The organism is Serpentinicella alkaliphila (genome assembly GCF_018141405.1).
Lineage (GTDB): Bacteria > Bacillota > Clostridia > Peptostreptococcales > Natronincolaceae > Serpentinicella > Serpentinicella alkaliphila.
Genome location: NZ_CP058648.1, coordinates 3114387 through 3126665 on the forward strand (window position 1 = coordinate 3114387; position 12279 = coordinate 3126665).

At 30.0% G+C, this 12279-nt stretch carries 19 protein-coding genes; 9 read left to right on the forward strand and 10 right to left on the reverse strand.

The window, feature by feature from the left end; translation table 11 throughout:
- Positions 1-2: 2 nt before the first annotated feature.
- From HZR23_RS15875 to HZR23_RS15885, 3 genes are read right to left on the reverse strand one after another with little or no spacing between them, the layout of a single operon-like run.
- Entirely contained in the window at positions 3-596 is a 594-nt protein-coding gene (locus tag HZR23_RS15875; RefSeq protein ID WP_249536768.1) for an IS1634 family transposase, read from the reverse strand.
- A 9-nt stretch (positions 597-605) separates the two neighbouring features.
- Positions 606-1031: a transposase gene (locus HZR23_RS15880; RefSeq protein WP_213050282.1), complete on the reverse strand. Its 426-nt coding sequence runs from the start codon at positions 1029-1031 to the stop codon at positions 606-608.
- Entirely contained in the window at positions 1028-1726 is a 699-nt protein-coding gene (locus HZR23_RS15885; RefSeq protein ID WP_213050213.1) for a hypothetical protein, read from the reverse strand. The genes HZR23_RS15880 and HZR23_RS15885 overlap by 4 nt, the downstream gene beginning before the upstream one ends.
- A gap of 294 nt (positions 1727-2020) precedes the next feature.
- On the opposite strand from HZR23_RS15885, the gene HZR23_RS15890 reads away from it, so the two are divergent.
- Genes HZR23_RS15890 through HZR23_RS15900 form a run of 3 tightly spaced genes read left to right on the forward strand, consistent with a single transcriptional unit; the run spans position 2021 to position 3811 of the window.
- Positions 2021-2191, forward strand: coding sequence for a hypothetical protein (locus HZR23_RS15890; RefSeq protein ID WP_213050283.1), 171 nt, complete (start codon positions 2021-2023; stop codon positions 2189-2191).
- Positions 2188-3426, forward strand: coding sequence for an N-acetylmuramoyl-L-alanine amidase (locus tag HZR23_RS15895; RefSeq protein WP_207667953.1), 1239 nt, complete (start codon positions 2188-2190; stop codon positions 3424-3426). The genes HZR23_RS15890 and HZR23_RS15895 overlap by 4 nt, the downstream gene beginning before the upstream one ends.
- On the forward strand, positions 3419-3811 hold the full coding sequence (locus tag HZR23_RS15900; protein WP_132849879.1) for a hypothetical protein: 393 nt from the start codon (positions 3419-3421) through the stop codon (positions 3809-3811). The genes HZR23_RS15895 and HZR23_RS15900 overlap by 8 nt, the downstream gene beginning before the upstream one ends.
- A gap of 113 nt (positions 3812-3924) precedes the next feature.
- On the opposite strand, the gene HZR23_RS15905 is transcribed toward HZR23_RS15900, so the two are convergent.
- The 5 genes from HZR23_RS15905 to HZR23_RS15925 form a co-directional block, all read right to left on the reverse strand.
- Positions 3925-4323, reverse strand: a complete 399-nt coding sequence (locus HZR23_RS15905; RefSeq protein WP_132849878.1) for an FMN-binding protein — start codon at positions 4321-4323, stop codon at positions 3925-3927.
- A gap of 22 nt (positions 4324-4345) precedes the next feature.
- Positions 4346-5230 carry a hypothetical protein gene (locus tag HZR23_RS15910; RefSeq protein WP_132849877.1) on the reverse strand — a complete coding sequence of 295 codons (885 nt, stop codon included), beginning with the start codon at positions 5228-5230 and terminating at the stop codon, positions 4346-4348.
- A 33-nt stretch (positions 5231-5263) separates the two neighbouring features.
- Positions 5264-5740, reverse strand: a complete 477-nt coding sequence (locus HZR23_RS15915; protein WP_132849876.1) for a flavodoxin domain-containing protein — start codon at positions 5738-5740, stop codon at positions 5264-5266.
- Entirely contained in the window at positions 5737-6210 is a 474-nt protein-coding gene (locus tag HZR23_RS15920; protein ID WP_132849875.1) for a MarR family winged helix-turn-helix transcriptional regulator, read from the reverse strand. Before HZR23_RS15920 ends, HZR23_RS15915 begins: the two co-directional genes overlap by 4 nt.
- A 113-nt stretch (positions 6211-6323) precedes the next feature.
- The gene (locus HZR23_RS15925; protein WP_165913806.1) at positions 6324-6485 is read right to left on the reverse strand and encodes a hypothetical protein; all 162 of its coding nucleotides are present in this window, start codon (positions 6483-6485) and stop codon (positions 6324-6326) included.
- Positions 6486-6750: 265 nt separating this feature from the next.
- On the opposite strand from HZR23_RS15925, the gene HZR23_RS15930 reads away from it, so the two are divergent.
- The 5 genes from HZR23_RS15930 to HZR23_RS15950 are packed head-to-tail and all read left to right on the forward strand — an operon-like array spanning position 6751 to position 9972.
- Positions 6751-7977: a site-specific integrase gene (locus HZR23_RS15930; protein WP_132849885.1), complete on the forward strand. Its 1227-nt coding sequence runs from the start codon at positions 6751-6753 to the stop codon at positions 7975-7977.
- Positions 7967-8713: a tyrosine-type recombinase/integrase gene (locus HZR23_RS15935; RefSeq protein ID WP_213050284.1), complete on the forward strand. Its 747-nt coding sequence runs from the start codon at positions 7967-7969 to the stop codon at positions 8711-8713. Before HZR23_RS15930 ends, HZR23_RS15935 begins: the two co-directional genes overlap by 11 nt.
- Complete coding sequence (locus HZR23_RS15940; protein WP_213050285.1) at positions 8701-8967, forward strand: site-specific integrase; 267 nt, start codon at positions 8701-8703, stop codon at positions 8965-8967. Before HZR23_RS15935 ends, HZR23_RS15940 begins: the two co-directional genes overlap by 13 nt.
- Complete coding sequence (locus tag HZR23_RS18155) at positions 8957-9325, forward strand: site-specific integrase (RefSeq protein WP_213050286.1); 369 nt, start codon at positions 8957-8959, stop codon at positions 9323-9325. Before HZR23_RS15940 ends, HZR23_RS18155 begins: the two co-directional genes overlap by 11 nt.
- A complete protein-coding gene (locus tag HZR23_RS15950) occupies positions 9247-9972 on the forward strand; it encodes a tyrosine-type recombinase/integrase (RefSeq protein WP_213050287.1) in 726 nt (241 codons plus the stop codon). The genes HZR23_RS18155 and HZR23_RS15950 overlap by 79 nt, the downstream gene beginning before the upstream one ends.
- 74 nt (positions 9973-10046) lie before the next feature.
- Here HZR23_RS15950 and HZR23_RS15955 read toward each other — a convergent pair whose 3' ends face one another.
- Complete coding sequence (locus HZR23_RS15955; protein ID WP_132847659.1) at positions 10047-10328, reverse strand: NUDIX hydrolase; 282 nt, start codon at positions 10326-10328, stop codon at positions 10047-10049.
- Between the two features lie 152 nt (positions 10329-10480).
- Between HZR23_RS15955 and HZR23_RS15960 the strand changes: the two genes are divergently transcribed.
- The gene (locus HZR23_RS15960) at positions 10481-11500 is read left to right on the forward strand and encodes a nucleoid-associated protein (RefSeq protein WP_132847660.1); all 1020 of its coding nucleotides are present in this window, start codon (positions 10481-10483) and stop codon (positions 11498-11500) included.
- 36 nt (positions 11501-11536) lie between these two features.
- Here HZR23_RS15960 and HZR23_RS15965 read toward each other — a convergent pair whose 3' ends face one another.
- Positions 11537-12106 carry a GDSL-type esterase/lipase family protein gene (locus tag HZR23_RS15965; RefSeq protein ID WP_132847661.1) on the reverse strand — a complete coding sequence of 190 codons (570 nt, stop codon included), beginning with the start codon at positions 12104-12106 and terminating at the stop codon, positions 11537-11539.
- Positions 12107-12279 lie beyond the last annotated feature (173 nt).

Here is a 12279-nt window from a genome sequence, read left to right on the forward strand (position 1 = left end):
TTTTATTTTTTTATGTTGTGAACTATTTCTTTCCTATAAGAACGAATTTGCTCGATTCTTATATTTCTGTAATTTAGAGAAACACCAAATAATTTTTCGATATCTCTATAAATTTCATCTTGTTTATTAAGTGAGTAGATTCCATTGGTAATAAATCTACACGTCGCATTTCTAAGAGACTCTTGTATTCGTTTAATAGAGTATTTGTTTTTGAGTTTATTCTCTAAAATTCTCGAAATTAATAATGCTACGAAACAAATAAGAAAATGTCCTTCTATTCTATCCTCTCTTCGAACATAGACAGGACGACCTTCTAAATCTGACTTTAAAACTTTAAAAGATTCTTCTATCTTCCAAAGACCTCTATACCTTTCAATTATTTCTTCATCAGGCATTTCAAGCTCACTGGTAACAAGAGCATAATACCCATCTAAGGCCACATCTCTTTCGTACTTAGCGACTTCAAACTCTAAGAGCGTTTTTTTATCTTCCACTTCACCTGTAAAAGTATCTATCTCTATTTCTTTTAAATACTTTTTTACACCATAACGATTAGAAGCTTTATATTTCGAAGGATTTTCAAGATACTCTTGAATTTTTTTCTTCTAATTTTTCTCTTTTGTGTTTTTCTCTAGCATCATAATCGTGACCCAGAAAGATACAACTTTTTCTTTGAGTGTAATTTCCTCACCATTTTCGTTATTAGTTTTTCTTTCCCTGAAGAAAGATTTAATCTTAAAAGTTTTAGTAGAGTTATAAACGTAGCCTTCATCTTTAAGAATTTCTTTTATAAATGTCTTAGAGGCACCTCTTACCTTTTGTGAAACTATGTAACCATCATTGTTTTCTACAAGAAAAGCTAGGTTTTTACCACTATTTAGAGCTTTGTCTGCTGTTAGAATTACTCTCTCAAGAGCATATCTATTTTTCATATTCTTTAAGGCAGGAATAAGCATTGTACTATCATGGGTATTACCAGAAAAAAGATCATACCCAACAGGTAGGCCTGCTCTATCAATTGCTAGACTCATTTGTACGATTGGCGTTGTTCTTTTTTGTTTAGAGATACCAACTTTTTAAGATTATTTTCTAAGTCTGATTCAAAGTAATAGTTAGTTACATCAAAGAAAACAAGTGAAGTATCTCTACCGTGGATCTGTGAAACTTGTTGATGAAGATGTTGTTGTAGGTCTTCTTTAATATCCTTCATTAGAGAGAGAGACTCGTAAATAGAATTTATAGTTACTTTAAAAGATTCGAAATACTCATCTTTATTTTCAAATGTTGATTTTTTACTAGCAGGTTTCAGAATTCTTCCATATAGAAGCAATTGAAAAACTTCATTCAAGTCAAAAACATGCTTTCTTTTACGCATTTGTGATTTAAAAAACTGAGGTAAACTAAGCTCATTATAGAGTCTTTCAAGAAAAAAGTAGCCATAGTTCTTATCAATTTCCATATCATCGTTACTATCACTAAGGTTCAATGTTAGATTTACTTGGTTTTTAGTTATCAATTTAGCAGAATCTTTTAGCTTTTGTAGAATATCCGGATCATTAGCCTCTAATTCTTCAAGATTGCCATAGCATTTAATAATTCTTTGTTTAGATTTACCATTTTCGTCACGGTAGCCTTCAACAAGATATACTTTTTTATACTTAGCTGTAGGACTCTTAGTCACTCTAATAAACATAAAATCACCCTCTTTTATTATATCACAGTACATCGAAGTACACAACGATTATTTCCAAAATTTCCAATAAAAAAACACCTGAAATTCAAGTGTTTTATTATCTTTTTAGTTTTTGAACCTATAAACTCAGGGTATATTGTTTCAGTTTTAAATAAATATACAGAAGAAATAACTAGTAAACTCGATAGTGATACTTTAGCTAAATATACCTTAATAGCAGAAACAGCTATTGTTACCTCAATCTACACTGTATATCAAACATATATTGATGATATTCTTAGAAGGAATAATAAACTTTCACCAGAAGAAATAAATACTGCCTTTACAATGATAAAAGAAAAGTCAAAAAACCTTATTGGTGAGGCAATTGCTCATGAACTAGAGAATAAGTATAGAGATTTAGATACATGGCTAGAAAATAAAATTTCATTTTTCTTAAACTCTCAATTTATTAGTCCTCATACCTTCCATAGTAGTGAACTGGAGGGAATATTATGAAGGTAATAATAGATTCAGGTCATGGTGGTAGCGATCCAGGTGCAGTTGCATTCGGAGTTAAAGAAAAGGATTTAAATATTATTTTTACAAACTTATTAGCTAGTCAACTTCAGCAACTAAACTTTGAAGTAGATAAATCATTGATTAATGATAAAAATTATACACCAAACGAATTAACTGATTTAATAAAAAAGTCAGGTGCAAAGTTATGTATTTCGTGTCATAACAATGCTTTCAATGGTAGTGCCAGTGGATTCGAAGTTATTCATAGCATACACACAGACGGTAAACTAGCAAAATTAATATTAGAGGAAGTTAAAAAGACTAATTTTCCAATTAGAAGGGCTTTTAGTAGAAAAAGTACTTTACCATCAAGTGTTGAACAAGACTACTACTATATAATTAGATTAACATATCCTCAAGTCGAAACACTTATTGTAGAGTTCGGCTTTATGGATAATAAAGATGATTTTAAAATGCTAACAGATCCTGAATGGCAAAAGCGTCTTACATCTGCTGTGGCTTTAGCAATTAGTAAATACGCTTCTCCATTAGCAAATAATAAAACGAGTATTTTAGGAGAATCGATACTTAGACCTTCTCAGTTAAAATCCGCCCTGAAAGCAGCCAATAACCAAGCTATTCTTGACATAGTTGATATTTATTACAATATAGCTCCAATTTACGGTATAAAAGCAGACTTGGCATTTATCCAATGTTTACACGAAACCGGTTGGTTAAAATTCACAGGAGTTGTTAAGCCACATCAAAATAATTTTGCAGGTTTAGGTGCAACAGGAGCAAGCAATCCAGGTTTATCCTTCACAACTATTTCAGTTGGAGTTGAAGCTCATCTGCAACACCTTTATGCATATGCTTCAACAAAACCCCTTCCTACTGGACGTACACTATACAACACTAGATTTGCACTAGTTATTAGAGGAAGCGCTCCAAACTGGGAAGATTTAAATGGTAAATGGGCAGTACCGGGAGTCGGTTATGGTGAAAGAATTGTGGAGCTTCAAAAGACAATTTTAGAGAAGTATTTACCTAATATTCCCAAAAACCCTCCTGTAATACAACCTGTTCATTGGGCAAAGCATTATCACGATGAATTATTTGATGCTGGTTTACTAAATACAGACCATACGTCCACATTAGATGAACCAGCCAGCAAAGCTATGGTTTTCGCCCTCATAAGCCGCCTAAGAAAGGAGTTAATGAATAATGATTAGTTTTATATATAATGTTTCAACTATAGTAATTATAGGATCTATTTTAGTTTTGGTTACTTTCGGATTGAATCTATTATCCTCTTTATACCGTGAAAGTAAATTTGTAAATAACTCAGAAAAAGCAAATGAAACGCTCAATCAACTTAACGATACAATAAAATTGAGTGTTATGATAACCAACAAATCCTTTGTAGAAAAACTAAAGCAGTCTAATTCATTTCTTCAACAGGATAAAGAGGAAGCATTTTTCGAGACTAAAAATAGAATACTAAGCATAGCAAACGATAAGGATTTAGAATTCCTTAAACCATATATAAATAATGTAGATGAATGGATAAATGGCAGAATAGAATACTACGTAAGAACTTCAAAAAATAATAAATAACATGTTTATCTATTTATGAATAAGTTAAACCTCAATTTCTTTAATAAGAATTGAGGTTTAGTTGTAAAAGCGTAAGATTGATATATAATATTTTTTTGTTTTGTAAAACCAGATTAATTCAATGCATCCTCAATAGCCTTTAGTATCATAATACTACTTCCAGTCGCTCCGGTTATAGTGTCTACTTCTAGACTTTGGGCATTAATTACACTATTTAATATCTCCTCTGCTTTCTTTCCCTTTCCATTTTTATGGTCTAACATTTGTATATCTATAATTTTACTATTCTCTATAGTAACTTTAACCGTTGCTCCTACAAATTCATTAAAATAATATTTTCCTGTATATTCCCCGTCACTTAGTTTCGAAGAGTCAATATTATTAACTTCTATTTTACTTACTTCTCTAGAAAATTCATCTAACTTATTTTTTAAACCTAAATAAAATACCGAACCAATAAGTATTATTACTACTAAAAACCCTATAATAACCTTTTTAAGTTTACCTTTCAAAATAACACCTCTTCCATTAAATTTAAACTATTTTTTTTAAAAGTATCTCTTGATTATTAACCTTTCTTAAAAATAACACCGTACAAACCCAACTTATAAGGTTTATTGAAGGTATAATATAGATTACTGGTCCAACGTCAACACCTATAAGTAGCTGCCCTAGTATTTTCCCCGTTAATGAAGTCATTAATATTGATAAGAACACTATATATATAGGCGCAAATAAATATCCTAATTTATCTTTCTTAATAATTAATAGCCCTGATAAAAATGCCGCAGGCAATAATATAGACAAATCAAGACCTTGAACTATAAGTGTAGTATAGTGCTCTAGCTCTATAGGATAAGTTCCTTTTAGCAACGGGCCGACAATTCTACTTAACCATAAAAATCCTATAGCTATAGAGTTTGTAATAAGGAAACCACCTATAAATTTTACTGGTAATTCTTTTTTAAACATGGTGTTTAAGTCGTTATATCTAAATGATAATATGCAAATTAAAAAGCTATAAAAACTTGCAAATGTAAGAGCCACATACACTAAAAATAATTGGTTATACATAGCCATAACTAAATAAAATAAATAAGTCACAAGAAAATAACCCAATGTACCTGTCAAAAGAATTTTACCCCGTATAGACCCTTTAATAGCTAATATTAGACTTGCAATTAAAAGGGGTATACCTATTGTTAATGTTACATAATCTTGAGCTATTCCTTGTGGCGCAGCAGTAGATGACATATATTTATAAATTCCTTTTCCATACATTGTTACTATATTTCCATGTATAGACTCAAATTCAATGGGCCCTGGCCCTGAACTTGAAAATATGCCTACCGTCGTAGCCACAATACCAAGTAGAATTATACTAGTCACCAAAATAATTATACTTTTACTACTTTTCATTTTTACCGTGTCTACCTCCTCAAAATCATTTAATTAACTATTCATTAATTGAGCAAAGTTATTAATATTATCTTCTAAAATATTTGATGTATCTTTATCTATTTTTACAACTTTTTTTGTTATCAACTTATCTAAAAATCCCATCTTATTAAATATAAATTCACCACCAAAATTTTCTATTGCTACTGCATTTAATCTAAGTTCTTGAGGGAATGAGGCTCTAATCTGCTCTTCTATAGACTCTCCTTCTCTCATACTACATACAAATAACCCAATTTTTTTAGAAATTAGCTTTTGTAAATTATCTTTGCAAAAATTAACTACTTCATTTTGGATTTTACCAATATATATTGACCCACCGATTATTACTTTATCATACAAAGATATATCTATTTTTTTACCTTCCTTCAAATTAACTAAATCAATAGAACCTTTTAGTTTTTCAGATAGTTTTTTAGCGCATTTTTCAGTGCATCCATACTTAGTCGAATAAACAATTAAAGTTTTCATTCACTTACCTCCTCAACATCTTCTAAACATTTTATTTTTTCCGAGAGCTTAAAGATTCCGATCAACATTGCATTTAATTCCTCTTGATTTAAATCTATAAACAGCTCTTCTAAAAATTTATTACTCTCATCCTGTAAACCTTTCCAAAATTCATAACTTTTATTTGTTAGTCTAAGTCTTATGGCTCTTTTGTCCTTTTCATCCTTTTCAAGATTTAAAAAACCCTTTTCTTCAAGCTTTAAGGCTATTTGCTTTATATTCTGTCTTGAGCTACCAATAATCTTTGCCACCTCACTCAATGTTGGTGGACTCTCGAAAAATTCTTCTATTACTGCAGTAAGAAACCATTGCTTAGCTGTCATGTCATGCATAGCCAATGATTTATCTAGTATAACTTGAAGTTTATTTGAGATTAAAAATAGTCCACCAAATATTTGCTTTTGTTTATACAATTCTTCAGTCTTATTCATATGTCTACACCTATCTTTTCCGAAAATTAAATAGGTAATACGTTACCTACATAAGTAATATATTACCTATTTGCCTTTTTGTCAACCACTTTTTAGAAATTTTATTAAAATTTTTACACTGTTTTATGTTTTTTAAGTTTTAGTAGTTCCTTAGCAACAAGTTCAAGAACTAGGGTTTCTCTTTCAATATATACTCCTTTAGACTTTTCGTTTCTCTCAATTACCTTCTTATTATGATTTATTGCTTCTTTAATATCTACCCATATAGGAGTCATTCCATTAGCTATTTCATAATCCTCTAATTTTGCCTTATCGAAATTTTCATTGATATCACAAATATAAAAATATGCTAAATTGTGAATTATATCATACTTAGGGTTATAGTGAGGTAGGAACTCTTCTATATAACCGAATTCATCTTATGGAAAGTAATTTATTATGTGAAGTTGGTAGCTAAAATCGTTACATTTCAATAGAATATTTGTTTTTAACTTTGCATAATAATTTCTGATATAGTAGATAGAAAAGGAGAATTCAGTGATGAATATGACTACTATATCATTAAAACAATTAATCAGTAGTGTAGAATCACACCTTAGTGCTTCTGGATATTCCAAAAATACAATTAACAGATATCGTTCTTGTTGGAGAAAAATATTAAAACGATGCAGTATTTATGGAATAGAAGAATTTTCTTATAAAAAATGTTTGTCATTTATTCAAGAAGAATACAATATCCCATCATTAGAAAACCTCAAGCACCACCATGTATTTTATCTTAGGACTATTAAAGTTTTGAATGAGTATGCACTATATGGTAAGATTCTTAAATGTCATCAAAAATTAGGAGTTCAGGTAGTCTCAGAATTTGCAGATATATTATCCGAATTTCTAAATACTGGATTAGAATCTGGATTGACTAAAAGGACTATAGAAGGTAAATCTATTCAACTAACAAGTTTTCTTAATTATATTGAGAAAATTGGTATAAGGAAAATTAGTCTACTGGAACCAGAACCTATTCTCTCATATGTGAAATATATTTCCGAAAAGGGTTATTCTACGTCTACTAGAAGTGGTATTCTGTTCACATTAAGAAACTTTTTATCCTTCTTATATGAAAAAAAGTATATTACTACTCCCATGCAGCAATTATTTCCTGTTATTTTTTCTAATAAAATGGAGCGTATTCCATCTTACTATAATGAAGATGAACTTAAGAAAATACTTTCACATGTAAATAGAGATAAGGACATAGGTAAAAGAGATTATCTAATTTTATTGCTTGCCATACAATTAGGAATTCGTGCTGGTGATATCCGGTTAATGAAGTTAGAATTCATAAAATGGAGCAAAAATACAATTGAATTTATTCAGCAAAAGACAGGAAATCCAATTCAAATCCCCTTGCCCGATAATATTAAATATGCAATTATTGATTATATTAAAAATGGTCGCCCAAAGGGAGAGTCCCACTATATTTTTTTAAGACATCGAGCGCCATTTGTACCTTATGGATCAACAAATGTATTTCATTATGTAATAACTCGATATATGGATGAAGCGATGGTATCTTATTCAGATCGTAAACATGGATTGCATTCTATGAGACATAGTTTGGCAAGTAATCTACTAAAAAACAATACACCCTACCCAGTAATTACAGGGATACTAGGGCATGAAAATACAAGTACAACTCGCCTGTATCTATCAATTGATATTGAGCAACTCCGCTCTGTAGCATTGGAGGTGGCATATGAAGAGTAGAGAGATTACCTATATCTTTACGGGTCCCCTCGCAGAATATTGTACAAAGTATATAGTCTATAAACGCAGTCTTGGATTTAAAATGGGATCATCTGTTTATTATCTTTTAAGGGGAATGGACACTTTCTTTTTTCAGCATGGTCTACCATTAAATTCTCACATTCTCACCAAAGAAATGGTAGAAAAATATGTAGCACGTCGGGGAGTAGAATCAGTTAAAACACAACATATGAGAATGAGCATTATTCGTCAATTTTCTTTGTTTATGAACCGAATAGGCTTTAGCTATTATGTATATCCTGAAACAGATCTTGTTCAAATTAAAAATGATTTTACTCCATATATTTTTACACACAATGAGATAAATAGACTAACTAAAATCCTTGATAAAATTCCAATTAGTCCAAGATATCCAACATACCATATTATATATCCGATGTTATTTAGGATGCTTTATGGATGTGGACTAAGAATTAATGAAGCCCTTGGTTTGAGAATGAAAAATTTAGATATTGAACAAGGAATCATAAGGTTGGATGCCACCAAGAATAACATACAACGTCTGATGCCTATGTCCAAATCACTACTTAAATATTGTAAAAAGTATGTAAAGAGAATGGGTTTTTCATCTACATATGACGGTTACTATTACCCTAGTAAAAATGGTAGTCAATATAATAGCACCCCCGTATACTGTCAATTTAGAAAGTTTATGACCTTTCTTTGGAATATTTAGAGAAAATGGAACAACTCCTCGAGTACATGACATTCGCCATACGTTTCTTTGTCCATGCTTTGGAAAAGATGGTTGACGAAGGAAATGATATATACTGTTCACTTCCAATTCTAAGCACATATCTTGGACACAGGGGTTTGGAAAGCACAGAAAAATACCTTCGATTAACAATTGAAGCCCATGCTTCCATCATTGACACAATGACTGAGTACTACAACAATGCCTATCCGGAGGTGGTAGACTATGAAAATTAATTATTTTCAACAGTTACTGTCCTCTTACTTTCTAAAACATATACCTGAACGTACAAATTACAGTGATAATACGATTAAATCTTACAGAGATACATTCATTCTTCTCTTTCAGTACCAGGAAGAGTTTCTAAACAAATCGATTTCTAAAATGAGACTTGAGACGTTGTCCAGAAAATATTTAGAAGACTTTCTAGTTTGGTTAGAGAAAGAAAAACAATATTCCGTGTCAAGCATTAATCATAGGCTCTCGGACTCCATGCTTTCTTCAAATATATCCAAATGGAAAAGCCCGAGTATATTGAACTTTGTTCATCAATATTTGATATTAAAACTCGCAAAGTACCTATTATTCCAATGAACTATATCTCAGTAGAAGCCATTAAACATCTATTTCGTCTTCATGACAGTTCATCTACAGAAGGACGAAGAGAAATGGCAATATTAGTTCTCCTTTATGATAGTGGGGCTAGAGTTCAGGAAATTGCTGATTTAACTTTTGGAGATATTCGAAACATAAAACCTGCTACAGTAAAATTAACAGGAAAAGGCAATAAAACAAGAATTATACCCCTAATGCCACAAACACTTGATATCCTAAATATCTATATGAATGACTGCAAAAGAAAAAAAGAAATGCAACCTGTACATCCCTTGTTTTTCAATAAAAAGTTTGAGAAACTTACAAGATTTGGAATTGCTTATATATTAGATAAATATGTAAAGAAAGCAAGGAGTCTACATCCAGAACTATTTTCAGGAAAGATATCACCACATACCTTAAGACATAGTAAAGCTATGCACTTGTTAGAAGGCGGAGTAAATTTAATTTATATTAGGGACTTTTTAGGCCATACATCTGTTATTACTACAGAAATTTATGCAAAATCAAATCCTGAAATTAAACGTAAGGCAATAGAAGAAGCAAGCCATAATGTTTTACCGCTAGAAAAATATTCAGAAAAGGAGAAAGAAGAAATGATAGAATGGCTTAAAACAATTATCTAAAAAAATTATGTGAAGTTTGAAGCTGATATTTGGTTGGTTTAATCAGTATATTGCTTCTTACTTCACATAATAAATCACTTTCCATAAGACGAATTATGAAAAGCTTTGCATAATTCGTCTATTATTTGTATATTAGTTGCACCCGTCTCTTCCTCAAGCTCACGTTTTAGTCCTCTTATTAAATCCTCATCGGGATCAACTCCGCCCCCTGGGAAACTGTAATCATTATATCTTTTAGTATATTGTAGTAATATCTTTGAGTCTTTTAATATAATCCCTCTAGCTGTAATTCTCTTAGAAACTCTTCCATCTAATTTTTCTAAACTTTTATGTACTATCTTTTCAATTAGTCTCATTATTCAGCACCTCTTTTCAGTATATGTAATTAAAAATACCTATCTATTTTAACATATAAAATAATATGCAATTATTTTAATTATTATTGATTTATGTTAGCTTCACTAATATAATAGGTGGAGCAGTGCATAAAAGTAAGGGGGCTTTTTCTATGAATGATCAACAAACTAACTTAAAAATTATTAATTCAGTTTTACATATTCTTGATAATAGCGTTCAGATACCTGTACTATCAACAAAATCTATGGAATCTAAAGATGAAATTTATAGCTTCTTAGAGGCGCATATACTAAAAGTAATGACAAGTGATGATATTAGAATCGGTGCTTTTAATGATTTAGAAAATAATATAGTCTATAACTGTACTAAAGAAATTACAAAAGATAGCTTTATTGAAACTAGTGTTGATTTAGCCAATTTACTATTTGACATTATGAAGAAAAATCCTAATATTCCACCCGCTGATATCATTTTTACATACTATGAATTTGATAATAATACATATTTAGCTATAATGAAATTTAATTATAAACTAAGTTATATACACTTTGTATTAAATACAGATGAAGGAACAGTTAATAACTTAATAAGACAAACTACCACCCTTCCTAATGAAAATCAAAAGCTAGAGGAATGTGTTCTTATAAACTTGACCACAGCAGAAATAAAGCTCCTAGAAAAAGAATATGAAATAAACGAGAATAAGGACTATTATCTTTCGAAACAGTTTTTAAATTGTAATTTCGATTTGTCTAACAATGAAAAGTTTAAAATAATCAATAAAGTCACTAAAAAAGTAAATAAGAAATACTTTGATGACGATTTTGATAAAACAATGAAATTCCAAAACGTTTTGTCTGATAGTATAAAAGAAACTGATAGCATAGAAATAGAAAGTATAGCTAAAAAGGTTTTCAAGGATAATTATGAAATTCAACATGAATTTATTAATGAAATAAAAAAAGAAGGGTTAAATACTAATATTGATATTCAACAATCAAAAAGAATAACTAAAAAACTAGAAAGTCATAAATTTAAAACTGATAATGGAATAGAAATCAATTTACCCTTAGCCTATTATAATAATAAAGATTTAGTTGAATTTATTAATAACCCAGATGGAACTATTTCAATAATAATTAAAAATATAAATAAAATTATAAATAAATAAACCTCTTTAGATAGAAATAAGCCCTAGTTGTAGGACTTATTTCTTTATATTTATAATACCTGCCATTATACTATGTCCTCTAGGGGTAAAGTGTACCCCATCTATATATATTTCCTCTTTTTTGTATTTATACATACTTTCATTTATGGCCTTGTAAAAATCAAAACATGTTAGATTAGTTTTTTTAATATAACTGGTAGCCCAGTCTCTATAAGCCCTAATATTCTCATTAACTTGCTTAAAATCTGTATATGCTGACCAATATTTATTCGCCATTTCAGCATCCATAGGTGGCTGTATACCAATAATTGGCATAACCCCATCCTTAATACTTAGGTTAATCATTTCTTCAATATTATTGATGATGTCTGTCTTACTTCTCCCCATTATTAAATCATTGCTTCCACCCATAATGATTACATGGGTAGGTGATTTACTGATCACATCTCTTTGAAATCTGTAGGTCATTCCATCTGTTGTGTCACCATTAATACCTTTATTTATTACTTCACCATTTAAGCCTTTTCTTAATAAACTAACCCAACATTCTATTTCTCTTACACCATAGCCGAAGGTTAGACTATCCCCTATACATACTATCTTCAATTAAAATTCCTCCAATTATAATCTAAATTAATGTTATATTTTAATATTTTACATATTAGTTTATTTATCCTTTAAAAATCCAAGGGTTTATGAAAAAAAGTGGTAATATTTCAGTTTTAGTGAAATAATATTAAAGATTTGTATAGATTGACCACAAAATAAAATGTTTGTAT